Annotated in this window: 26 protein-coding genes; 22 read left to right on the top strand and 4 right to left on the bottom strand. The window is 25.7% G+C overall.

From position 1 onward, the window contains the following. The first annotated feature begins 121 nt into the window (after positions 1-121). The 8 genes from proV (at position 122) to gmk (ending at position 7,605) form a co-directional block, all read left to right on the top strand. Positions 122-1,453, top strand: a complete 1,332-nt coding sequence (gene proV, locus CRU93_RS10240; RefSeq protein WP_309109280.1) for a glycine betaine/L-proline ABC transporter ATP-binding protein ProV — start codon at positions 122-124, stop codon at positions 1,451-1,453. Beyond that, on the top strand, positions 1,446-2,480 hold the full coding sequence (gene proW, locus CRU93_RS10235; protein WP_129104108.1) for a glycine betaine/L-proline ABC transporter permease ProW: 1,035 nt from the start codon (positions 1,446-1,448) through the stop codon (positions 2,478-2,480). The genes proV and proW overlap by 8 nt, the downstream gene beginning before the upstream one ends. Beyond that, on the top strand, positions 2,470-3,444 hold the full coding sequence (proX, locus tag CRU93_RS10230; protein WP_129104107.1) for a glycine betaine/L-proline ABC transporter substrate-binding protein ProX: 975 nt from the start codon (positions 2,470-2,472) through the stop codon (positions 3,442-3,444). The genes proW and proX overlap by 11 nt, the downstream gene beginning before the upstream one ends. 216 nt (positions 3,445-3,660) lie before the next feature. Further along, positions 3,661-4,449 (top strand): 30S ribosomal protein S2, encoded by a 789-nt coding sequence (gene rpsB, locus CRU93_RS10225; RefSeq protein WP_129104106.1) that lies wholly within the window; start codon positions 3,661-3,663, stop codon positions 4,447-4,449. A 2-nt stretch (positions 4,450-4,451) separates the two neighbouring features. Then, positions 4,452-5,498, top strand: a complete 1,047-nt coding sequence (tsf, locus tag CRU93_RS10220; protein WP_129104105.1) for a translation elongation factor Ts — start codon at positions 4,452-4,454, stop codon at positions 5,496-5,498. Between the two features lie 64 nt (positions 5,499-5,562). Next, positions 5,563-6,201, top strand: coding sequence for an ABC transporter ATP-binding protein (locus CRU93_RS10215; RefSeq protein WP_129104112.1), 639 nt, complete (start codon positions 5,563-5,565; stop codon positions 6,199-6,201). Beyond that, on the top strand, positions 6,198-6,995 hold the full coding sequence (locus CRU93_RS10210; RefSeq protein WP_129104104.1) for a hypothetical protein: 798 nt from the start codon (positions 6,198-6,200) through the stop codon (positions 6,993-6,995). Before CRU93_RS10215 ends, CRU93_RS10210 begins: the two co-directional genes overlap by 4 nt. Beyond that, complete coding sequence (gmk, locus tag CRU93_RS10205; protein WP_129104103.1) at positions 6,988-7,605, top strand: guanylate kinase; 618 nt, start codon at positions 6,988-6,990, stop codon at positions 7,603-7,605. The genes CRU93_RS10210 and gmk overlap by 8 nt, the downstream gene beginning before the upstream one ends. 1 nt (position 7,606) lies before the next feature. Here gmk and CRU93_RS10200 read toward each other — a convergent pair whose 3' ends face one another. Further along, a complete protein-coding gene (locus tag CRU93_RS10200; protein WP_129104102.1) occupies positions 7,607-9,226 on the bottom strand; it encodes an EAL domain-containing protein in 1,620 nt (539 codons plus the stop codon). 164 nt (positions 9,227-9,390) lie between these two features. Between CRU93_RS10200 and CRU93_RS10195 the strand changes: the two genes are divergently transcribed. Both CRU93_RS10195 and ccoS read left to right on the top strand, forming a co-directional pair. Beyond that, complete coding sequence (locus CRU93_RS10195) at positions 9,391-11,829, top strand: heavy metal translocating P-type ATPase (RefSeq protein WP_129104101.1); 2,439 nt, start codon at positions 9,391-9,393, stop codon at positions 11,827-11,829. Positions 11,830-11,838: 9 nt separating this feature from the next. Then, positions 11,839-12,069: a cbb3-type cytochrome oxidase assembly protein CcoS gene (ccoS, locus tag CRU93_RS10190; RefSeq protein ID WP_258238892.1), complete on the top strand. Its 231-nt coding sequence runs from the start codon at positions 11,839-11,841 to the stop codon at positions 12,067-12,069. A 27-nt stretch (positions 12,070-12,096) separates the two neighbouring features. On the opposite strand, the gene CRU93_RS10185 is transcribed toward ccoS, so the two are convergent. After that, a complete protein-coding gene (locus tag CRU93_RS10185) occupies positions 12,097-12,378 on the bottom strand; it encodes a c-type cytochrome (protein ID WP_129104100.1) in 282 nt (93 codons plus the stop codon). Between the two features lie 176 nt (positions 12,379-12,554). Between CRU93_RS10185 and CRU93_RS10180 the strand changes: the two genes are divergently transcribed. The 11 genes from CRU93_RS10180 (at position 12,555) to CRU93_RS10130 (ending at position 21,271) form a co-directional block, all read left to right on the top strand. Next, the gene (locus CRU93_RS10180) at positions 12,555-13,166 is read left to right on the top strand and encodes an ATP-binding cassette domain-containing protein (RefSeq protein ID WP_129104099.1); all 612 of its coding nucleotides are present in this window, start codon (positions 12,555-12,557) and stop codon (positions 13,164-13,166) included. Next, positions 13,153-14,085, top strand: coding sequence for a ferrochelatase (gene hemH / locus CRU93_RS10175; RefSeq protein WP_129104098.1), 933 nt, complete (start codon positions 13,153-13,155; stop codon positions 14,083-14,085). Before CRU93_RS10180 ends, hemH begins: the two co-directional genes overlap by 14 nt. Beyond that, positions 14,085-14,636: an AmmeMemoRadiSam system protein A gene (amrA, locus tag CRU93_RS10170; RefSeq protein WP_129104097.1), complete on the top strand. Its 552-nt coding sequence runs from the start codon at positions 14,085-14,087 to the stop codon at positions 14,634-14,636. The genes hemH and amrA overlap by 1 nt, the downstream gene beginning before the upstream one ends. A 38-nt stretch (positions 14,637-14,674) precedes the next feature. Then, a complete protein-coding gene (locus CRU93_RS10165; protein ID WP_258238891.1) occupies positions 14,675-15,388 on the top strand; it encodes an ElyC/SanA/YdcF family protein in 714 nt (237 codons plus the stop codon). A 62-nt stretch (positions 15,389-15,450) separates the two neighbouring features. Continuing rightward, positions 15,451-16,185, top strand: coding sequence for a metal ABC transporter ATP-binding protein (locus CRU93_RS10160; RefSeq protein ID WP_129104095.1), 735 nt, complete (start codon positions 15,451-15,453; stop codon positions 16,183-16,185). Beyond that, complete coding sequence (locus tag CRU93_RS10155; protein ID WP_375153650.1) at positions 16,178-16,984, top strand: metal ABC transporter permease; 807 nt, start codon at positions 16,178-16,180, stop codon at positions 16,982-16,984. Before CRU93_RS10160 ends, CRU93_RS10155 begins: the two co-directional genes overlap by 8 nt. Positions 16,985-17,026: 42 nt before the next feature. Further along, complete coding sequence (locus CRU93_RS10150; protein WP_129104094.1) at positions 17,027-17,869, top strand: S1 RNA-binding domain-containing protein; 843 nt, start codon at positions 17,027-17,029, stop codon at positions 17,867-17,869. A gap of 54 nt (positions 17,870-17,923) precedes the next feature. Further along, positions 17,924-18,433, top strand: coding sequence for a thiol peroxidase (tpx, locus tag CRU93_RS10145; RefSeq protein ID WP_129104093.1), 510 nt, complete (start codon positions 17,924-17,926; stop codon positions 18,431-18,433). Between the two features lie 108 nt (positions 18,434-18,541). Continuing rightward, positions 18,542-19,711, top strand: coding sequence for an NnrS family protein (locus CRU93_RS10140; RefSeq protein ID WP_129104092.1), 1,170 nt, complete (start codon positions 18,542-18,544; stop codon positions 19,709-19,711). Between the two features lie 58 nt (positions 19,712-19,769). Continuing rightward, positions 19,770-20,729, top strand: a complete 960-nt coding sequence (gene msrP / locus CRU93_RS10135; protein ID WP_129104091.1) for a protein-methionine-sulfoxide reductase catalytic subunit MsrP — start codon at positions 19,770-19,772, stop codon at positions 20,727-20,729. Then, positions 20,729-21,271: a sulfite oxidase heme-binding subunit YedZ gene (locus tag CRU93_RS10130; RefSeq protein ID WP_129104090.1), complete on the top strand. Its 543-nt coding sequence runs from the start codon at positions 20,729-20,731 to the stop codon at positions 21,269-21,271. The genes msrP and CRU93_RS10130 overlap by 1 nt, the downstream gene beginning before the upstream one ends. Here the strand turns inward: CRU93_RS10130 and CRU93_RS10125 are convergent. Continuing rightward, entirely contained in the window at positions 21,268-21,933 is a 666-nt protein-coding gene (locus CRU93_RS10125) for a response regulator transcription factor (RefSeq protein ID WP_129104089.1), read from the bottom strand. The two genes, CRU93_RS10130 and CRU93_RS10125, sit on opposite strands and share 4 nt — an antisense overlap. Next, positions 21,930-22,991 (bottom strand): hybrid sensor histidine kinase/response regulator, encoded by a 1,062-nt coding sequence (locus CRU93_RS10120; protein ID WP_129104088.1) that lies wholly within the window; start codon positions 22,989-22,991, stop codon positions 21,930-21,932. Before CRU93_RS10120 ends, CRU93_RS10125 begins: the two co-directional genes overlap by 4 nt. 74 nt (positions 22,992-23,065) lie before the next feature. Here CRU93_RS10120 and CRU93_RS10115 point away from each other — a divergent pair, with 74 nt between their 5' ends. Beyond that, positions 23,066-25,366, top strand: coding sequence for a response regulator (locus tag CRU93_RS10115; protein WP_129104087.1), 2,301 nt, complete (start codon positions 23,066-23,068; stop codon positions 25,364-25,366). Positions 25,367-25,426: the final 60 nt, after the last annotated feature.

The following is a 25,426-nucleotide window of genomic DNA, read 5'->3' as shown; positions in this document are numbered from 1 at the left end:
ATATAATATATATAAAATCTACAATTTTAGTGTAAAAAACATAAAAAATATAAAAATATCATAAAAAATTACCATTTACTTATCAAAATAATATAATTTATGTTATATTAAAACAGTATGAATGCAAATATATTACATATATTATGCAATAAAATACACAGTTTGTGTAAAAAATATACATACTAAGATAAAAATTAACACCAAGATGTCTTATAATAATTGTAGACTTCTTAATAAGGAGAGAACTATCGAAGATAAAAGGAAAAAAAAGCTTGTTGTTAAAAATGTTTATAAAATTTTTGGATCCCATCCTAAAAAGGCAATTAAGCTTTTAGAGCAAGGGATTAATAAAGATGAGATTTTTAATAAAACAGGCATGACAATTGGAGTAAAAAATGCTTCTTTTGAAATAAAAGAGGGAGAGATCTTTGTAATAATGGGACTTTCAGGTTCTGGTAAATCTACACTTGTAAGATTACTTAATAGATTAATTGAGCCAACAGCTGGCGAAATTTTTATTGACGACACTAACATAACAAATTTAAGTGACAAAGAATTAATTGATATAAGAAGAAAGAAAATTTCTATGGTATTTCAATCTTTTGCACTTATGCCTCATATGAATATTATTGATAATGTATCATTTGGATTAGAGTTAAGTGGAGTTAATAAAGATGAAAGATATGACAAAGCAAGAAAAGCACTAGCTCAAGTGGGCTTAGCTCAACATGAGATGTCTTATCCAGATGAATTAAGTGGTGGTATGCAACAAAGAGTAGGTTTAGCTAGAGCTTTAGCTAATGACCCGGATATATTACTGATGGATGAAGCTTTCTCTGCACTTGACCCTTTGATTAGGACAGAAATGCAAGATGAGCTTTTAACTTTACAAAGTGAAGAACAAAGAACTATTGTGTTTATTTCACATGATTTAGACGAAGCCATTAGAATTGGTGATAGAATTGCAATTATGCAGAATGGAGAAATTTCTCAAATAGGAACTCCAGAAGATATTATCAATAATCCTGCCAATGATTATGTAAAATCATTTTTTAAAGGTGTTGATGTAACATCTGTACTTAGTGCTTCACATATTGCAAAAAAAGTCCGTTCTACTATTATAAATAAAGATGGGACAGGAATAAAAGCTGCATTGCAATATTTATCTGATTTTGATGATGACTTTGCATATTTTGTAGAAAAAAATGGAACATATATAGGATTACTTACTTTAGATTCTTTAAAAGAACAAAAAAGATTAGGAGGAACAATTAAAGATGCAATAATTGATGAACAACCGATAAATGAAAATTTACAAATTTCAGAGTTTATTTCAGATATTGCCTCTCATAGTTATCCAACTGCAATTGTTAATGACAATGGCAAATATAAAGGAACAATTTCTAAAAGTGGATTACTTAAAATATTTGATGAAGGAGTAGATTATGAGTAGTGATCCATGGGGAAATGCTTCAGCTGCACAAGCTGACAAACAGTCTTCTGTTGATTGGACATCTAATATAGATACTTCAAATTTAGATAATGCATCAAATTTTGATATTTTACATCCTTTTAAAGACTCTATTATTCCTTTTGATAGCTGGACTAATCATGGTATTGATTGGCTAGTTACAAATTTTAGAGATTTCTTTTTATATACAAAAGCACCAATTGATATTGTTTTAAAATCTATTGAAACTTTTTTACAATATTTATCACCTTATGTTGTAATTGTTTTTTTTGTATTAGTTGCATTACAATTTTCTACTAAAAAGATGGCTTTTGGAACATTTATTTCATTTGCAATAATTGGATTTATTGGAGCTTGGCAACAAGCAATGATAACTTTAGCTTTAGTTATCACAGCAGTATTCTTCTGCATTATTATTGGTTTACCTTTGGGTATTTGGACTGCTAAAAGTGATAGGGTTAATAAAATTGTAAGACCTTTACTTGATGCTATGCAAACTACACCAGCGTTTGTTTACTTAATTCCAATTGTAATGTTATTTGGTATTGGTAATGTACCTGGTGTTATTGTTACAATTATATTTGCGCTTCCTCCATTAATCAGACTTACAAATTTAGGAATTAGACAAGTTCCAGAAGATTTAATAGAAGCTTCAAGATCATTTGGATCAAGTTCTAGACAAATGTTATGGAAAGTTCAAATTCCAGTTGCAATGCCAACAATTATGGCAGGAGTAAATCAAACATTAATGCTTGCTTTATCAATGGTTGTTATTGCTTCAATGATTGCAGTTGGTGGATTAGGTCAAATGGTTCTAAATGGAATTGGTAGACTTGATGTTGGGCTTGCATCTGTTGGTGGATTAGGAATTGTATTATTAGCAGTAATATTAGATAGACTAACACAGGAAATGGGGAAAAGAGATAAAACAATTAAATTTAAATGGTATGAAAAAGGACCAATTGGATTAATATATAACAATTTAAAAGGGAGAAATAATGTTAAATAAAAAAATAATTATAGGTGCCGTATCATCTTTAGTTTTTGCAAGTTCACTTTTTGCAACAAAAGTTACTGCAATAAAAACTACAATTGCAGAAGAGGGTTTTCAAACAAAAATTGTAGTTAATTTAGTAAAAAAATTAGGTTATGATGTAGAAATGACAAATGGTGTTGGTTATGATATTGCATATCAAACAATTGCAGACCATGCTAATGAAGATAACATATATTTCTTAGCTGTTAATTGGCATCCTTTACATGATGATAAATTAAAAGCTTTAGGTAAAGAAAAATTTGATGTATTTAATCCATTTATAACTGGTTGTGCACAAGGTTATTTAATTGATAAGAAAACTGCACAAAAATATAATATAAAATATATAAATGATTTAAAAGATCCAAAAATTGCAAAATTATTTGATTTAAATGGAGATGGGAAAGCAGATTTAACTGGTTGTAATGCCGGTTGGGGTTGTGAAAAAGTTATTAATTATCAATTAGATAAATATAAACTTAGAGATACTATTCAACATAATCAAGGTGAATATGCAGCATTGATTGCAGATACAATTGCAAATTATAAAAATGGCAAACCAATCTTATATTATACATGGACTCCATATTGGGTAAGTGGAAAACTTGTTCCTGGTAGAGATGTTGTATTTTTACAAGTAAAATATTCAGCTAATCCAAATCAAAAATCAACAAAATTATCAAATGGAGCAGATTATGGTTTTGCTGTAAATTCTCAAAGAATTGTTACAAATGCAGGTGTAAAAGAAAAGCATAAAGATATTGCAAAATTATTTGACATTATTAAAGTTAATGTAAATGATATTAGTGGTGAAAATATGCTTATGAATAAAGGTCAAAATAAAGAAAAAGATATTAATAGACATGTAAAAATGTGGCTAGAAAAAAATAAAACTAAAGTGGATGCTTGGATAAAAGAAGCAAAAGCAGCAAAATAAACTACAAAATAAAAAGGAGAAATATTTCTCCTTTTTTCACTTAAACTTAAATTAAAGTTAACTTGGATATCATACGCGTTCTTATTATCTTTACTTTGTTGTTAAGATAACAAAGAAACCTCACATGTGTCAGTCCTAAAATGGGTTGTATCAATCGGTACTAAGGGGCACAGAGGCTAAACCCACTTGAAAAAAATAAAACTTAGGAGAAACAATATGGTTACAATGAAAGACCTATTAGAATGTGGTGTACACTTTGGACACCAAACAAGAAGATGGAATCCAAAAATGAAAAAATTCATTTTCGGTGTTAGAAAGAATATTTATATTATTGACTTACAAAAAACATTAAGATATTTCAGATATACATATAATGTAGTAAGAGATGCAGCTGCTGAAGGTCAAACTATGATCTTTGTAGGAACAAAAAAACAAGCAAGTGAAGCTGTTAAAAGAGCTGCAGAATCTTGTAATATGCCATATGTTAACCACAGATGGTTAGGTGGTATGTTAACAAACTACGGAACAATTAAAAAATCAATTAGAAAATTAGAAGTTATTAAAAAAATGAGAGAAGAAGGTCAATTTGATCTTTTAACTAAAAAAGAAGCTTTAATGCTTTCAAGAAAAGAAGAAAAATTAGAGTTATATCTTGGTGGTATTAAAGAGATGAAAAATTTACCAGATATGATGTTTGTTCTTGATGCTGTTAAAGAAAAAATTGCTATTAAAGAAGCAAGAAGATTAGGAATTAAAGTAGTTGCTCCATTAGATACAAACTGCGATCCAGATGTAGTTGATTTCCCAATTCCTGGAAATGATGATGCAATTAGATCTATTCAATTATTCTGCCAAGAAATGGCAGCAGCAGTAAATGAAGGTAAAGCAGCAGCTGCAGATGCAGAAGGTACTGAAGAAGAAGCTCCTGTAACTGAAGAAGAAACAAAAGAAGTAGTAGCTGAAGCAGTAGCAGAGGAAGAAACTAAAACTGAAGAGGAAGCGTAATTATGGCAGGTGCAACTCCAAAATTAATTAAACAATTAAGAGAAATGACTGGTGCAGGTATGCTTGATTGTAAAAATGCTTTAAATGAGTGTGAAGGTGATTTAGATAAATCAGTTCAACACTTAAGAGAAGCAGGATTAAGTAAAGCTGCTAAAAAAGCAGGTAATGTAGCTGCTGAAGGTTTAGTTTCTGTATTAGTTAATGAAGATAATACTAAAGGTACTATGTTAGAACTTAATTCACAAACTGACTTCGTTGCTAAAAATGATAACTTTATTGCATTAACTAAAGAAATTACTGCACATGCACAAGAAAATGGAATTAATGATGCTGAAACTTTAGCTTCATCTTCAATCAATGGGCAAGATTTTACTACTTTCTTAAATGAAAAAATTGCAACTATTGGTGAAAACTTAGTAGCTAGAAAATTAGCTTCAGTAGAAGGTCAAGTTGTTAATGGTTATGTTCATGCAACAGGTAAAGTTGGAGTTTTATTAGCTGCAACTTGTGATGATTCTGCAAAAGAGAAAACTGTTTCATTATTAAAAAGTATTGCAATGCATGCATCAGCTATGAAACCAACTGTTATTTCTTATACTGATTTAGATCCAGCATTTGTTGAATCTGAAAATAGAGCAATTGTAGCAGAAATTGAAGCTGATAATGATGAATTAAAAAGATTAGGTAAACCATTAAAAAATATTCCTGATTTTGTTTCTAAATCTCAATTAACTGATGAAGCTATTGCAAATGCAAAAGCTAAATTTGAAGCTGAGTTAAAAGAACAAGGTAAACCAGAAAAAATCTGGGATAAAATTATTCCAGGGAAAATCGAAAGATATATCCAAGATAATACTCAATTAGATGGAAGATTTGCTCTTTTATCTCAAGCGTATGTTATGGATGACAAAAAAACAGTTGAGCAAGCAATTGCAGAAACTGATCCTTCAATTAAAATTGTTGAATATATTAGATTTGAACTTGGTGAAGGTATTGAAGTAGAAGAAGAAGATTTTGCAGCAGAAGTTGCAAAACAAATGGGTAAATAATCCCCAAAGTTTAATTGTGCACGAACAAAAAACAAGTAGCTCGTCACACTCTATTAATCCCCTTTTGCTTGAAGCAAAGGGGATTTCTCATAAGTTTGATTATGAACTTTTCAAGAATATAAATTTATCTTTACATAAACATGAAACTATTGCCATTATTGGAATGAGTGGTAGTGGAAAATCTACATTATTAAACATCTTGTCATCACTTTTAAAACCAAATGAAGGTTCAATAATATATAAACAAAATAATATTTATGAACTAAAAAAATCAAAGCTTTTAAATATAAGAAGAGAAGATTTTGGTATAATATTTCAAGCTCACTATCTGTTTAGAGGATTTAGTGCTAAAGAAAATTTAGATATTGCTACACTTTTAAGTACAAAAGATATAGACTTAAAGTTATTAAAAGATCTTGATATCGAACATGTTTTAAATCAAGGTGTTGGAGAATTAAGTGGAGGTCAACAGCAAAGATTATCCATTGCTAGAGTTTTAACAAAGAAACCAAAAGTAATTTTTGCTGATGAACCTACTGGAAATTTAGATAAAGAGACTTCTTCTCATGTTATGGATGCTTTATTTGATTATGTAAAAAATAATGAAGCCGGACTTATTTTAGTTACACATGATGAAACTCTTGCAAGTAAATGTGATAGAACTTTTAGAGTTCTTGATTTGAAGTTAGAGGAGATAAGGTGAATTTGATACTAATAAGTGATACAGCAATTATAATTAAGATTTTTACATTAATTTGTAAAAAATTAGATCTGAAACTTCATGTTCAAAATAATCTAAATGTAGAAAATAGTACAGAATTTATAATAATAGATCAAAATTTTATTAATGATAAGTTCAATAATTTTAAGAAATATTGTTCTAAATTAGGGGCAATTTCAAATGATGAATTACCTTTTGATAAAGCAAGAGATTTTATTATTCCAAGACCTTTTTTACCTTTACAATTAAAAGAGATATTATCTGAACAAATTAAGTTTTTAAAAGAAGAAGATATTAACGAAAAAAAGCAGGCTTCTAAAGAGGCTACATTAACAAATAAAGTAAACTTAGATGATGATGCTAGTGATTTAACAAATTATGTAGAATCCCTTGCAGATGATATAGCAGCAGATATAGAAGATGATAGTGATGAGAGTATTGTTACTTTAGCTTCACTTAGAGAAGGTGGAGTTTTAGATAATAATGAACTTTCAAAAATAACTGATATTTTAAGATATGAAGATGTTCAAAATCAAGTAATAAAAGATGAAGCTGATTGGAAAGAGTTATCAGATATTATAGATGATGCATTAACTGAGGTTAATGAATATGATTTAACTCATCCAAGTGAACCATTAAAATTGATATTAAATAAATACTCAATTGATGAATTAAAACCACTATTGAAAAAATTTGATCAAAGTGTTATTGATAAATTATCTAATGGGGAAGATGTTGATTTAAAACTTAGTTTAAAGGGAAAAGAAAATGCATAATAATGGAGCAATATTATTAATCTCTGGTCCAAGTGGATGTGGAAAGTCTACACTTTTAAAAGAGGTATATAAAAATATTGATAAATACTATTTCTCAATTTCTACGACTACTAGAGCTCCTAGAGAAGGAGAAAAACATGGTATTGATTATTTGTTTGTATCAAAAGAAGAATTTGAAGCTGATATAAAAGCTAATAATTTCTTAGAGTATGCAAATGTTCACGGAAACTATTATGGAACATCTCTTAAACCTGTTAAACAAGCATTAAAAGAAGATAAACTTGTAATTTTTGATATAGATGTACAAGGGCATGATTTAGTAAAGAAAACAGAACTATCTACTTATGTTACATCAGTATTTATTACTACTCCATCTTTAAAAGAATTAGAAAATAGATTAAATTCAAGAGCAACAGATTCAAAAGAAGTAATTGAAAAAAGAGTAAGTAATGCAAAAATTGAAATTAATGCAATTGATAAATATGATTACTTTTTAATTAATGATGATTTACAAGAAGCTAGTAAAAAGTTAGTTTCATTAGCAAATATTGCTAAAATAAATGCAACTTTATTTAATAAAGATGAAGTTGTTAAAGCTTGGATGAAGTAGTTTATACTTCATCAAAACTCATAGGTTTACCAAAGTAGTATCCTTGTGAGTAATCAATATTTAAAGATTTAACTTTCTCATAAATTTCTTTACTACTTACAAATTCTGCAACAGTAGCAAATCCAAATTCTTTAGAGAAATTCGAAATAGTATTTACAATGATTTCTTGGTTTTTTGCATGATCTATTTCTTTAATTAAAGAACTATCAATTTTTACAAAATCAATGTCTAGGTTTGTAAGCATATTGAAATTTGAATATCCTGCTCCAAAGTCATCAACTCCAACATGACACCCTAAGTTTTTAACATCTTTTATAAACTCTTTTACAATATTCATATCAGAAATTTCTTCACTTTCTAGTATCTCAAATTCTAAAGAGTTAGTATATTCGCTTTCATTTTTTAACTCTTCATATATAAATCTTCTTGTCTCACTACTAGCTATATCTTCAAATGAGATATTTACTGCAACTCTTTTATTTTTATTTTTAATTAATAAAAGAGCTTCTTTTAGCATTACTCTAATAATATTAGGATAAAGTTTTGCTTTTTTTGCAATGTCTAAAAATTTAAATGGAGCAATAACTTCACCATCATCTTCAATGAATCTGATTAATGCTTCATATTTATAGATTTCTTTTGTGTTATTATTTACAATTGGCTGATAAAAACCTTTAAAATTGCCATTTGCTAAACCATTTTTTATTTTCTTTACCCATTTTATATTCTCTTCAAATGACTCTTGAATATTAAAAGAATCATCATAAATCATAACTTGTTCAAATTTATTTCTTGCATAAGTTATAACTCTTTGTGTATATTTATATGCAATATTTCCATCGCCTTTAGCAATACCAATTGTTATTGCTAAGTCAATTTCATTATCATCTATGATAATAGTTCTTTTTTGCACATCATCAGCGAACTCTTTACATAAGTTTTTAAACTCTTGAATATCTCTTTTTTTATCCCTTGAAACTACTGCAAATTTATCTGCTTCAATTCTATAAATTTTGTATTCATGTTTATTGAAATGTTCTTTTAAATTATCTGAGAATTCTGATAAAATTTTATCGCCATTATTCTCACCAAATAGGTCATTGATAGTTGAAAATTTATCAATATTTATTAAGGCCATCAAGTCTTCTTGCGTATCTTCTAAATCTTTTTTTAATCTATTTCTATTTGGTAGATGAGTTAGTTTATCAATATATAAATCTTTTAATTCATGATAAAGTAAAGATTGGCTCATTGTTTGAAGAAGTTTTTTCATATCTATTGGTTTTAATACATATTTATCAACGCCAATATTAATTGCTTCAAGTAAATATTCTGTATTTGAAAAAGCAGTTGCTACTATTATAGGAATATTAGGATTTATCTCTTTAATATGCTTAATCATCTCTAAGCCATTCATATGTGGCATATTTACATCTGTGATAATTAAATCAATTTCATCTTCATTTTTCTTGAATAGTTCAAGTCCTTCTTTCCCATCTTCTGCTACATATTGCTTTTTTGTGAAACCTTTTAAGATATTGAGTGTTATCTCTCTTAAACTCTCTTCATCTTCTGCATATAATATAGTAATATTTTTTAATATAGATATATTGTTAATCATTAAGACTTACTCCAAACTTAATTCGCTATAATAATATGTTAATAAAATCAAATTGTTATTGTAAGTAATAATAACATAAAAGGATTTAAAAGAGGTTATATAAATATCTTAATTATTTTAATTACAAACAAACCTCTAAAAGAAAAGATATATTAGGAATTTAAGTGTCTAAAATAAAATGTGATCATTGTCATTTGGAATATGATGAAGATATAATGATAAAAGATGAAAATTTACATTTTTGTTGTAAAGGATGTCAAGGAGTTTATCACCTATTAAAATCTGATGGGTTAGATTCTTTTTACGATAAACTAGGTAATAAAACTATTTCTCCACCTATAAATTCAGATAAAGATGTTGAGAAATTTGATACAAAAAGTTTTGAAGATAATTTTATTACACAAACAGAAGATGGCTATAAAAAAATAGATTTAATTATTGAAGGTATTCACTGTGCAGCTTGTGTTTGGTTAAATGAAAAAGTTCTATTTAATACAGATGGAATTATTGAAGCTAATATAAATTTCTCTACTAATAAAGCAAAAATTGTTTGGGATAGTGACAAAATAAACTTATCTGAAATTATTTTAAAAATTAGAAGTATTGGTTACAATGCATATGCATATGATGCAACTATTGCAGATGAAAAAGCAACTGTTGCTAAAAGGGATTTTTTTATTCGTATGATGGTTGCAGTATTTGCAACAATGAATATAATGATGCTTTCAGTTGCAAAATATACTGGTTTTTTTACTGGGATTGATGATGAAATAAAACACTACATCCATATTGCAGAGTTTATCTTTTCAACTCCTGTTCTTTTTTACAGTGGTTGGATATTTTTCAAAGGTGCTTATTATGGATTGAAAAATCGTATATTAAATATGGATTTTTTAGTTAGTGTAGGAGCTTTATCTTCTTATATATTCTCTTTATATATTCTTTTTGGTGGAAAAGGAGAGAGTTATTTTGATAGTGTAGCTATGATAATAACTTTTGTATTAGTAGGAAAATATTTAGAGGTTATTGGAAAAAAATCAGCAGTTGATACATTGGATAAGATTAAAAGTTCAATTCCTCTTGAAGCTGTAGTAATTAAAAATAAGATTAAAAACATACTTCCAATTAATAGTGTGCAAGTTGGAGATATAGTTGAATTAAAAGCTGGAGAAAAAGCCTCTTTTGATGGAGAATTAATAAGTACAACTGCTTCATTTGATGAGTCAAGTTTAAGTGGAGAATCTTTACCTGTTGATAAGAAAAAGGGTGAAAAAATATTTAGTGGAACAATTAATAATGAATCAGTAATAAGATATAAAGTAGACAAAGCTTATAAAGACTCAACTTTAAATTCAATTGTAACTTTACTGGAAGATTCTCTTAGTTCTAAACCAAAAATTGAACATAGGGCAAATGAAATTTCAAAAGGTTTTAGTATAACAATTTTATGTTTGTCTTTAATTACTTTTATTGTTTGGTACTATTTTGGAATTAACTTTGGATTTAATTATGATGGTGTTAGTCATTTTGAAAAAGCTTTTATTGTTGCAGTTTCAGTGATTGTTATTGCTTGTCCTTGTGCATTAGCTTTAGCTACACCAATTGCAAATTTAATAGGTATATCTGAACTTGCAAAAAGAAGATTACTTTTTAAAGAAGCTAAGTTTATTGAGAGTTTAGCAGTTGCAGATACTTTAGTTCTTGATAAAACAGGAACACTTACAAAAGGTAAGTTAAAAGTTAAAAAAGCAAAAATATTAGATAATAATATTCATAAACTAAATCTATTATACTCTTTAATATCAAATTCAAATCATCCAATAAGTAAATCTGTAAAAAAATATCTAGATGAAAATTATGAGTTATCAGAAAAAGAACTTTTTGATATAAAAAGTATAAATTCAAAAGGTTTAATAGCTAAATATAAAAATGTTGATGGAAAAGTATTTAAGCTTTTAGGTGGTAATATAAAACTATTAAGAGATAATAAAATCAATTATAAGTTTGATAGTTTAAACTCTGTTTATTTATTTGCAATTGACTCACAGGTTATTGCAACTTTTGAATTAGAAGATGAAATAAAAGAGGGTGCAAAAGAGTTTATTGAAAAAATGAAATCTTTTGGAATAGATACAATTATGTTAACTGGTGATAATAATAAAACTGCACAAAAAGTTGCAAAAGAAGTAGGTATTACAAAATTTATAAGTGATGTTAATCCTATTGAAAAAGCACAGTATATTGATAAATTAAAAAATCAGAATAAGACTGTAGTTATGGCAGGAGATGGAATAAATGATTCAGTTGCATTATCAAAAAGTGATATTGCAATTGCAATGGGAAATTCTGCTGATATTGCGCTTAGCGTTTCTGATATTGTACTTTTAGACAACTCTTTAAAAAGTTTAGAAGAGTCATTTTTTATATCAAAAAGAACATACAAATTTATAAAACAGAATCTATTTATATCTTTGATTTATAATGCAATAACAATACCTCTTGCAATGGCAGGATTTGTTATACCACTTGTTGCTGCACTTTCAATGAGTTTGAGTTCATTAATAGTTGTAGGAAATTCAATGAGAATAAAATTAAAAAAATAGGGATAATTTATGGGGATAAATGGGACACTTTTAATGATGTTAGTTGTAGGAATAATAATATCTTTTGCAATACTTGGTTTTTTTATATGGGGTGCAAAAAATGGACAATTTGATGATAGTGAAAAAATGATGAGTGGTTTACTTTTTGATTCAACAGAAGATTTAAATGATGCTAAAAGTAAAGAAGATAGAGTTGAAAAGGCAAAAAAAGAGCATAAAAAAAGTAAATCACAAAAGTGATTTACTTTTCAAGCTAAAAATTAATAATTATTTAAAAGATGAAATTTTTTTAGCTAGTTGATCGATATCAGCATCAGAAAGTCTTGCAACTTGACCTTTCATAACACCTTTCATTGCTCCACCATATGTACCGTTTTTATAACCGTGTAAAGCTTCTTTAATTTTATCTACTGGCCAACCAGCAATAATATGAGATTTCCCTAAAGCATGTTTTTCTGCTTTAGCCCCATGACAGCTTGCACATTGTGCAAAGTTTGCAGCCATCAAAGATGCTGCAGCAATAATAGTTCCTATTACGATTTTTTTCATTTTTTAATCTCCTTCAATATATAGGACAGTTATTTTAGCTTAATTAATCTTGTATAAACTTTTAAAAAACAAATTAATGTGAGTATAAAAATTTATAATAAATATTCTTGATATCTTGTTTTAAAGCTTCTTATTATATTATATTATAATTTTAATAGATTGGTTTTGTATAAAAAATGAAAAATGATGTAGTTTTGAGTATAGAAGATTTAACATTTGCATATAAAAAAGACAGACTAATATTCAAAGATTTTAATCTTGAGTTGAAAAAGGGTGAATTGGTTTGTATTGTAGGAGAGAGTGGAAAAGGGAAAAGTACACTTTTTGAGTTAATTTGTAAAAACTTAAAACCACAAAGAGGAACAATTAAGAATGAAGCAATTAGTTGTATTTATCAAGATCCTTATAGTTCTTTTCATCCCTCTTTTACAATAATAAATCAAATTGATGATGTGATAAATGATAGAAAGTTTTATAATGATAATTTGGATAAATTTATTAATGAATTAAGTTTAGACAAATCAATTCTATTAAAAAAACCACATGAATTAAGTGGGGGACAACTTCAACGGTGTTCAATTTTAAGAAGTTTATTAATGAATCCAAAATTATTACTTGTAGATGAAGCTACATCTGCATTGGATAATGTAATAGCATTAGAAGTTATGCAATTGTTAATTAAAAATTTGAATAGATGTGCAATACTTTTAATTACACATGATATGTCACTTGCAAAGTGGTGTGCAGATAAAATAATAGATTTAAATAGGTTGTATAATGAAAAATAAAAAAGCTTTAGTTTTACTAAATATGGGTGGACCAAGAAGAAAAGAAGAGTTAAAAATGTTTTTAACAAATATGTTTAATGATAAAAATATCATTACAGTTAAAAGTAATTTATTAAGAAAAATGATTGCTTTTTTTATTACTACTTCTAGATTAAATAGTGCATGGGAAAATTATGAAAAGATTGGTGGACTTTCTCCTATTAATAAAATAACAGAAAATTTAGTTGAAAAGTTAAATGATAGTTTTGATGATATATATGTAACTCAAGCCATGAGATATACACCTCCATTTGCTATAAGTGCTGTAGAACAAATAAAACAACAAGGAATAAAAGATGTAATTTTACTTCCTTTATATCCACAATATTCAACAACTACTACAAAATCTTCAGTTGAAGATTTTCAAGAAGTTGCAAAAAATGAGTTTAATATTGAAGTTATAGATCCATTTTATAAAAATGATGAATTTAATGAAATTATTATAAATGAATTAATTTCTAAAGTTGATGAGGTGAGTGATTATAATTTAATTTTTTCAGCGCATGGATTACCTCAAAAAATTGTAAATGCTGGGGATGTTTATGAAAAGCATGTAAATGATCATGTGAAAATTTTATCAGATAAATTAAAAAATAAAGGGTATAACTTTAAGTCAATTAACTTAGCATATCAATCAAAAGTTGGACCTATGAAATGGTTAGAACCTTCACTTGATGATATGCTAAAAAATTTTAAAAATCAAAAAGTTTTAATATATCCAATTGCATTTATTATAGATAATTCAGAAACAGATTTTGAATTAAGTATAGAGTATAAAGAAATTGCAGATGAAATTGGTGTTAGTGATTATAAAGTTTGTAAATGTGTAAATGATTCTGAATCATTTATTAAAACAGTTAAAGAGTTAATAGGAAAATAATGGACTTGAGAATTCTATTGGATATTGCTAGAAAAAGTATATTTACATATTTTGATAAGTCTTTAATTTTAAGTAAAGAGTATTATATATCAAACCATGATGAATTAACTGAACAAAGAGCAACATTTGTAAGCCTTACTATTAATGGTAGATTAAGAGGTTGTATTGGATCAATTGAAGCATATAGAGAACTTTATGAAGATGTTTTTGAAAATGCAAGAAAAGCTGCTTTTTATGATACAAGGTTTTCACCAATAGAGATGAAAGATTTTTTTAATATAAAAATTGAAGTGTCTGTTTTGACTCCTGCAAAGAAAGTAGATTATATTGATAAATATGATTTAAAAGAGAAGATTATTCCTAAAAAGCATGGAGTGATTCTAAATTTTGAAGGTAAACAAGCTACTTTTTTACCTCAAATTTGGAATGATTTACCTACTTTTGAAGAGTTTATAGATTCTCTTTGTTTGAAAGCAGGAGTTTCAACTTCATGCTTTGAACAAAATGCACAAGTGTACATTTATGAAGTTATAAAAATAAAAGAAGATTAATTATGTTTTTTATAAAAAAAATTATATCAGGATTTTTTATGCCTTTGCCAATAGGTTTGATAATATTATTACTAGGTTTATATTTTTTATATAAAAAATCATATTTTAAAAGTAAAATATTTATTTGTTTTTCATTAATTTGGATCGTTTTATTATCTTACGAACCAATTTCAAATAGATTATTATTTCCACTTGAGAATAGTTATAAAGATTTAAAAATAATTCCTAAAGATGTTAAATATATTTTAGTTTTGGGTTCTTCTCATACAACAAATAAAAGTTTAAGTATTACTTCACAATTAAGTACAACTGCATTAAATCGTTTTATTGAAGCATATAGAATATATAAAAACATACCAAATGCAAAACTTATTTTTTCAGGGTATGGTGGTAAAGATGTAACTGCACATGCTTTTATGCAAAAAGAACTTGCACTTGATTTAAAAATTGATAATGAAAATATTTTAACTTTATCAACACCAAAAGATACAACAGAAGAAGCAGTTTCAGTAAAAAATTTGATAAAAGGTGAAAAATTTATAGTTGTTACTTCTGCTTCACATATGCCAAGAGTAATGAAAATATTTAAAAAATTAAGATTAAATGCAATTCCTGCACCTACTAATCATCTTGCAAAAGATAAAGGTCAAATTTTTTCTAGACCAAGTGGATACAATCTTTATAAATCAGAACTTGCTTTCCATGAATATTTAGGAACTCTATGGGAAAAGCTAAAAGATTCTATTGATTAGCAACATTTAAAAAAAATTTAGTTAAAATTGCAACTTAGTCGCACTAATAAAAAGGTAAATAATTGAATATAGTTGAAATTAGAGATTTATCTTATAAATATGATAAATCTAATGTTTTAGAAGATATAAATTTAGATATAAAAAAAGATGATTTTTTAGCAATAATAGGTCCAAATGGTGGTGGAAAATCTACACTTTTAAAATTGATATTAGATTTAAAAAAACCACAAACAGGAACAATTAATAAAAAATTAAAAAATGATAGTTTTGGATATGTTCCTCAAAATACAAATTTAAATATTGATTTCCCAATTACAGCATTAGAAGTTGTTTTGATGGGACATATAGGTTCAAAAAGAAAATTTTTTGGATATTCAAAAGAAGATATTAAATGTGCTATGAATTCATTAGAACAAGTTGGTATGAAAGATTATTCTAATAAAAAAATAGGAAATCTTAGTGGAGGGCAAAGACAAAGGGTATTTATTGCAAGAGCTCTTTGTGCTAACCCTGAAATTATGTTGTTGGATGAGCCAACAGCAAGTATTGATGTGAAAGGACAAAAAGAGGTATATGAATTGCTTGCAAAATTAAATAAAAAAATTGCAATTGTTGTTGTAAGCCACGATATTTCTGTATTATTAAACTATGCAAGAAGTGTTGCTCATGTAAATAAAAATCTTGTATATCATAAATTGGATAATTTAGATAAAAATGTAAATGAAAATGAACATTTATGTGAAGTAGAGCTATTGTCTGCATTAGGAAAAACAACTTGTGGGTGTACTCATGGTTGATGCAATTATACAAGCTTTATCATATGATTTTGTCCAAAATGCTTTGATTGCAGGAGTTTTAATATCAATTGCAGCAGGAATTATTGGCTCATTAGTAATAGTAAATAGAATTACTTTTTTAGCAGGTGGAATTGCACATAGTTCTTATGGTGGAATAGGATTAGCTATATTTTTTGGACTTCCTATACTTTTTGGAGCTACCATATTTGCAATAATATCTGCTGTATTTATAGCAATTGTAACACAAAATAATAAAACAAGAATCGATAGTATAATTGGAATGATGTGGGCTTTAGGAATGGCTATTGGAATTGTATTTGTTGATTTAACTCCTGGGTATAATGCAGATTTGATGAGTTATTTATTTGGTTCAATTATTGCAGTTTCAAAAGATGATATTATTTTTATGAGTATTTTAGATATTATTATTCTTTTTTGTATATGTGCATTTTATAAACAAATATTAGCAGTATCATATGATAGTGAGTTTGCAAAATTAAGAGGAATAAGTGTTAAGTTCTTTTATACTTTGATATTGATTTTATCTGCACTTTGCGTAGTTGCGGCAATTAGAGTTGTAGGACTTATTTTAGTTATTGCCTTGCTTACTATTCCTACATATATTGCTGAGTTATTTGCTTCAAAACTTTCAACTATGATGATTATTAGTGCCATCTTTGCAGTACTTTTTACAGTATTTGGATTAGCAATTTCATATTTTTATGATATTAGTTCAGGTGCGAGTATTATAATTGTTGGTGTAGTGACTCTTTTAATAGTAAAACTAATAAAGAGATAATTTTAGATATAATATATAAAAATTATAGAAACGGAATAACCAATGAATAAAAATATTAAATTAGGTGAAATAAACACTTTAAAAATAAATAGAGCAAGTGAACCTGGGCTTTATTTAATTAGTGAAGATGAAACTGAAGTATTACTTCCCAATGTATATATAAAACAAGACATGTCTTTAGGCAAAGAGTTAGAGGTTTTTATTTATACTGATAGTGAAGATAGACTTGTTGCTACTACTTTAACTCCCAAAGCAATGAAAAACGAAATCAAATATCTTGAAGTTGTTGATACAGCAAAATTTGGGGCTTTTGTTGATATTGGATTACCTAAAGATATTTTAGTTCCAATAAATAAACAAAAAGCAGCTTTTAAAGTTGGTGAGAGAAGATTAATAAAAATTATTGAAGATGAAAAATCTCATAGATTAATAGGAACAGAGAAGTTTATTACTAGTTTTAATAGAAATATTAATCATTTTAAGAAAAATGATGAGGTTCAAATTTTAATTTATAAAAAAACACCATTAGGTTTTAAAGTCTTAGTAAATGAAGAGTATGAAGGGATGATTTTTCATACTGAAATTTTTACAAAAATTAATATTGGTGATGTTAAAAAAGCTTATATTAAAACTGTCAGAACAGATGGTAAACTTGATTTAGTACTACAAAAAATTGGTATAAAAGGAAGTAATGAAGATACTTCTAAGATTATTGATGTATTGAAACAAAATAATAATACTTTAGATGTTACGTCAAAAAGTGATGCAGAGTTAATAATAAATCTTTTTGATATGAGTAAAAAAAGATTTAAAGCTGCATTAAATATTTTAGTAAAATCAAATCAAGTTATATTAGAAACAAATAACATAAAATTAAATCATTAAGTAATATTTTAAAGTAATTTTATATAATAAAATAAAAATAATAAGGATTAAAAAATGGCAATTACTCATTTAAAAGGTGAAGAAGTAAATTTACTAGGAAATGAAGTAAATGTTTCAGATAATGCACCAAAAGTAAAAGTAGTTGGGCAAGATTTAGCTGAATTTGAAGTTGGGGGAGCAAAAGATACTCTTCAAGTTTTAGTAGTTGTACCATCATTAGATACTCCAGTATGTGCAGCAGAAACAAGAAAATTCAATGAAGAGGCTGCAAGATTAAGTAGTGTTGAAATTAGTGTTGTTTCAATGGATTTACCTTTTGCAATGGGAAGATTTTGTACAACTGAAGGAATTGAAAATATAAATGTAGGAAGTGATTTTAGAAATAAAGATCTTGCCATTGCATATGGTTTGTTAATTGAAAATGGGGCATTAGCTGGAATAGCAGCAAGGGCTGTATTTGTTATTGATAAAAAAGGTGTAGTAGTTTATAAAGAATTATGTGATGAAATTACAAAAGAGCCAAACTATGATACAGTTATGGCAGAAATAGAAAAAAGAATTTAATAAAAATATATTGAATTTGTCATAAGTCAATTTTAATATCATTTTGAAAAGTTATAATTTGATATAAAAATTTAAAAAGGTCAAATTTGACCTTTTTTAGGAGCAATTATGACAAATTGGTTTAAATCTTTTACAAGCCAACCTTCAAATCCATTTTTATTAAGTGGACTTATATTTTTTATACTATTTATAGGATTACTTTTCGCTTCATACTCTAAAATGGTAAATTTAAGTGTAACAATACTTACGTATCATACTTATTCAATGTTACATATTGTTTTTATTCAATCTTTTATAGGTATATTATATGATCTATTTCCTAAACTTTTAAATATTGAAAAGGTTGATAAAAAAATATATATGTTGCATTTTTATATATATTTTTTCAGTAGTTTAGGATTTTTATCTTCTTTATTTTTTTCAAATGAATATATAATATTTTTTACTTTAGCCCTTTTATCAGTGCAATTTTTATCTTTTAAATTACTTCTTATAATGAGTTATGAAAGTAATATAAAAAATAAAGCTGATGCTTATTGGATACTCTTTTTTCTTTTTATTGCATTGATTTCTCATGTATTTTTTTATTTATCTTTTTATGAATTAGATTATTCTTTTATTTTAAAAAGAATTGGAACATATATAGGCTTTTATTTTTATTTTTTCCCAATTGTTTTTGTCTTAACTCAGAATTTAATATTTGCATATACTAAATCAGAAATTAAAGATTATAAAATTAATAAATCTAGATTTTTAAATAGTGAGTTTTTCACACTAATATTAATAAAAATGATTTCACATTTTTATGAAAATATATATTTTGAATTGATAATAAATACAGTAATATTTTTATTTATTTGTCGTGAAATATATAAATGGAAATTACCAATATTTAAAGTTGATTTCAAATTAAAAGCTTTTTATATTGCTATATATTGGGTTGCTATTTCATTTTTTGTACTAGCTTTAAAAAATTGTTTTGAGATTTTTCACATTGATTTTTTATTTGAAAAAGCATCTTTACATATACTTGGACTAGGATTTATTTCAACTTTTGTTTTGACATATATTTATAAATTTTTAAAAGTCGAAAGCATAATCTTTAAACTAGTAATTGTATTACTTCAAGTTGTTTTATTTATTAGAATTTTTGCATCATTTAGTTTGAATACACATTTAAGTTATATCTTTTGGATTAATTTCTCAGCAGTTGCATTAATTGCAATTTTATTGCTTTTTGTAGCAAAATATCTCAAAATTATATTAATTAACAAATAAATACTACACAAATCCTTTATAATTATTGTATAAACTAATAAAGAATAAAGGGTTTGTTATGAAATATATAAAATCAAAGAAATGGCAAATTAATGAAAATGATGTTACACCTGAAAATCTTTTTAATAAAAGAAGAAGTTTTATTAAATTAGGTGCTGCAAGTATTGTATCTTCATCAGCATTAGTTGAACTTTTTGCAAAAGAGAATATTCCTGTAAAAAATCTTGATTATAAAAAAGATAAAAATTTAAATAATCTTAAGTTAAATACCTATGAACAAATAACTTCACATAATAACTTTTATGAGTTTACTACGAGTCAAGGAAAAGTAAAAGATATGGCTCATACTTTAAATACAGATAACTGGAAAATAAAAGTTGATGGTTTAGTAAAAAAGCCAATGACAATAGATTTAGATGATATAATGAAAAAATTTGCATTAGAAGAGAGAATTTATAGATTTAGATGCGTTGAAGGTTGGTCAATGGTAGTTCCTTGGATTGGTTTTGAATTATCAAAATTAATTAAATATTTACAACCTTTATCAAGTGCAAAATATATTAGGTTTGAAACATTATATGATGAAAAAATGTTCCCTGATCAAGCAAGAGGAGCTTTTTCTACAATCTCTTATCCTTATGTGGAAGGCTTGAGAATGGATGAAGCAATGAATGAATTGACATTAATGGCTGTTGGTTTATATGGTTCAAAAATGCCTAAGCAAAATGGAGCACCTATTAGACTTATTGTCCCTTGGAAATATGGTTTTAAATCTATAAAATCTATTTCAAAGATATCTTTTGTTGAAAAACAACCTTTAAATACTTGGCAAAAAGAAAACTCAAATGAATATGGATTTTATGCAAATGTAAATCCAAATGTTGATCATCCACGATGGTCTCAAGCAAGAGAACGTTTATTGGGAAATTTTTTTAAACAAAGAACTTTGATGTTTAATGGCTATGAAAAACAAGTCGCACATTTATATAAAGGAATGGATTTAACAAAGGATTTTTAGTGAAAATATTAATTTTTGTACTTTTATTAATACCTATATTTATTTCATCTTATAATTTATTTATAATACAAAATGTAATAGATCCAATAAAGTATATCTATACTTTTACAGGTGTGATTTCAGTAGTCTTGTTATTTTTCACTATTTTAATTACATTAATTAAAAAATATGTAAATTTATTAAAATATAGAAGAATGATAGGACTTTTTGGTTTCTTTTATGCATTTTTACATTTTTTAAATTTTATTGTTTTAGATGCACAATTTGATATTCATTTTATTTTTAAAGAGACAACCAAGAAACCTTTTATTTATTTAGGAATGATTGCTTTTATACTCTTACTTTTTATGGCTTTAACTTCTACAAAAAAACTTTTTAGAAAGTATAATAAATTTCATAAAGTGATATATTTAGCTTTACTTTTAATAACAATACATCTTATTATAGCTCAAAAGTCACTTGATATTTATCAGATGTTTTATGTTTTGCTTATTATCATAATTGGATGTTTTAAACTTTTACAACAAGTTAGAAAATATTAATTAATACTAATTAACTTATATCCAACACCTCTTATATTTATAATCATTGCGTTTTTAAGTTTCTTTTTTAATTTATGAATGATTGATCTCATACTAACAGATTCCATCTCTTTACTATCCCATACGTATTCATGAATTGTTTCATTTGTTACTGTTTCATTTATATTTTTTACAAGTAAAGTTAGAAGTAATTTCTCTTTTAATGTAAGTTCAATCTCATAATTATGTTTAAAAAGTTTTTCTTCTAAAAGATTGAAGCTAAAATTGTATCCCAAGTCAATATTCATATTAGAGTTAGGTTCTTTTTTATATGATAAATGAAATTGAATTCTTAAAAATAGTTCTTCAAAATCAAATGGTTTTTTTATATAATCATTGCATCCAAGATTAAAAGATTTTTTAATATTATCAATATCAATTTCTGCACTTATCATTATTACAGGAGTGTCAATTTGCTCTTTTCTAATTATTTCTAAAATTTTATGTCCATCAAAACCTAAGACATTTACATCTAAAATGTATAAATCATACTTATTATTTAATATAATATTTGCAGCTTCATATCCACTAAAAAAGTTATCTACATAAAAACCTTTATTTTCTAAAGATAGCTTTATTATTTTGTTTAAAGAAGTATCATCTTCTAACAAAAAAATTTTCATGAATTGCCTTTTATAACATTTTTCTCATCAATAATATAACAAAATGATGTCTTATTATTTTGTGATTCTACAATAATTTTTATATTACAATTATTACAAATATCTTTTACAATATTTAACCCAAGTCCTAAACCAATATTTCTGCTTTTGTCTTGATAATATGCATCAAAAATAGAATTTGTATCTTTTATATATGAACCACTATTTTCTATTATTATCATGTGTTTATTATCTTTTTTATCTAAAATAATATCAATATGACTATCTTGTTTAGAATATTTTATTGCATTTGAGATTGTATTATCTATAACTCTTTGTAGATAGTTTTCATCCATACTAATATCAAACTCTTTATGAATATCAAGCATTATATCTATATTTTTTATATTTGCCATTTCGTCAAAAAACATAATTCTAGAAGCAAGGAAGTTTACAAGATTTATTTTTGTTTTATTTTCTACTTTTTTTTCTTTTTTAATTAAATAATATAAATCATCATAAATTGAAGAAAGAGATTTTGAAGAAGCTTTTATTGCTTCAAATTGTTCTTTTGGACCTATTTGTGATTCAAGATTATCTATATTTAATGAGATAATACTTAAAGGTGTATTCATTTCATGAATAATTTTTTTTAGAAAAAAATCTTGTTGTTGTAGTAATTTAACAATTGTTTGTTTATTTTCAAAAAGCATTAATTGTGTTTTTATTCTTGCTTTTACCTCTTCTTTTTCAAAAGGTTTTGTAATATAATCAACTCCACCTTCTTCAAAGGCTTTTACTTTACTTTGTACATCATCTAAAGCACTAATAAATATTATTGGTATCTCTTTTAAATTTATATCTTCTTTAAATATTTTACAAACTTCAAATCCATCTAAATATGGAATCTTAATATCTAAAAGTATTAAATCAGGAGCAGAAACTTTAGCTGATTTTATTGCAAATTGAGCATCTGTTGTTGCTTTTATTAAATAATTCTCATCTTTTAAAATATTGTTTAGGTATTGTAAATTTTCTATTTTATCATCTATTATTAATATTGTATATTTTTTATTCATTTGTTTTTTCTTTTGAATTTGCTAGTTAGTTATCATTATAAACAAAAAGATATAAAATTAAATTGAGAGGTTTGATGAATTTAAAAAGACTTTTTATGCTTCTGTTTATTTTAAATACAGGGTTATTTATTTTAGTTGTCGTCGTAATTAATAATTATCAAAAATCTACAGATACACTTGAAGATGCATATCAAATGCAATATAAATCATTAGTTTTAGCTCATGAACTAAGACAAAGTAGTGATGACCTTACAAGAATGGCACGAACTTATGTAATTACAGGAAACCCTTTATTTAAAAAACAATATCAAACTGTTTTAGATATTAGAAATGGAGTGAAGCCAAGACCAAAAAGATATAATGGTATTTTTTGGGACTTTTTAACTTTAAAAGGAAGTAAACCTATTTTAGATGGTAAAAAAATACCATTGAGAAAATTAATGAAACAAGCAAATTTTCCAGATGAAGAGTTAAACTTACTATTTACATCCCAAAATGAATCAGATGACCTAACAAATTTAGAACATAAAGCAATGAATGCAATACAAGGTATTTTCCAAGATAAAGATGGCAAATACACAATAAAATCAAAACCTAATTACAAATTAGCAAGGGAATTGATGTACTCAGAAGAGTATCATAAAGCAAAAATTAGAATCATGCAACCTTTAGATACTTTTTATAAAATGTTTGAATCAAGAACTAAACAAAAAGTAGAACAAGCAAGAGCAATTGTTAAAAAATTGGAATTTTATGTTACTGTTATTGTTCTTTTTTCAATAGTAGTTTTTCTTTTATCCTTTTTTATCATTTTATTTAGAATAGTTCAACCTTTAGAGTTGTTAAGAGTCTCAATGCTTAGATTATCAAAAAATGATATGAGTGTAAATTTAAACAAAGATAAATATCAAGATGAAATTGGTGATATGATAGGTGCAGTTGATGTTTTTAAACAAAATACGCAAAAGCTCATATCAAGTGAACAAAAAATTAAAATTGCAATGCAAGAAGCAACTAGTGCAAATAAAGCAAAATCAATATTTTTAGTAAGAATGAGCCATGAATTAAGAACTCCTCTAAATGCAATTATGGGATTTTCAAATCTACTTAAAAAATCTGAAAATATAAATATTCAAGAAAAAAAGAATCTTAATATAATTAAAAAAAGTGCAAATCACTTATTAAATATTATAAACGAGATATTAGAACTTTCAAAAATAGAAGCTGGGAAAATAGAAATTGTTCCTAAAACTTTTAATTTAGAAGAGTTAATAAATGAAATAAAATCAATTTTCGAATTTAGATGCGAATCAAAAGGTTTAGAATTTAATCTAAAAAAAGCAAGTAATTTACCTAAAATTATAAAATTAGATGAATTGAGATTAAGACAAATTTTGATTAATCTTCTTGGAAATTCAATAAAATTTACCAAACAAGGCTCTATAAGTCTTTATATATATGAGTTAAATAATAAACTATTTTTTGAAGTAAAAGATACAGGAATTGGAATATCAAAACAGAACTTAAAAAAAGTATTTAAACCCTTTGAGCAAGTAAAAAAAGATGATTATAGCCAAAATGGCACAGGATTAGGACTTTCAATTACAAAAGAGTTAATCTCTTTGATGAATGGAAGTATTTATGTAAAAAGTAGTTTAAATAAAGGAACAGAGTTTTATTTTAGTGTTGATTATGAAAAATCAACAAATAATGATATTGACTCAAAAATAAATAAAAGTAGAATAAAATCAATTCAAAAACAAAATTTTACAAAAACTATTTTAGTAGTGGACGATATAAAAGAGAATAGAGAACTTGTAATTCAAATACTAAAACAGTATGAATTTAATATTTTAGAAGCTAGTTCTGGAGTTTTTGCATTGAAACTATATGAACAAAATAAAGTTGATTTGATTTTTATGGATATATTAATGACTGATATGAATGGTCTTGATGCAATAAAAATAATAAGAGAAAAGAAAAAAGACAAAAATATACCAATAATAACTCTTTCAGCAAATGTATTTTTAGAAGATAGAAAAAAAGCTTTAAATGCAGGTGCAAATGACTTCTTACCAAAACCTTTTGAAGAAGAGAATATTCTAAGATTGTTACAAAAATATCTTAATGTAAATGTATTTTTAAAAGAAGAGAATATTAATATTCAAGAAAAATTAGATGATAGTTTACCAACAAATTTTTTTAGAAAATTAAAAGATTGTGCAATGCAAATGAACAATGAAAAAATTTATAAACTATTTGAAGAGTTTCATGTCTCACCTTCAAAACAAAAAATTATTATTGAATTGATAGAGAACTTTGATTATCAACAAATAATTAAGATATGTGATGAAAATTTAATAGATAATGTATAGAAAATATACATAAATATTAAATATTTGATATAAAAGCAACACTTAAACAACACTGTTTTT

It is taken from the genome of Arcobacter sp. CECT 8985, assembly GCF_004116495.1.
Taxonomy (GTDB): domain Bacteria; phylum Campylobacterota; class Campylobacteria; order Campylobacterales; family Arcobacteraceae; genus Malaciobacter.
Note: the sequence above shows the minus strand (reverse complement) of the source record. Positions and strands in the feature narration are given on the sequence as shown.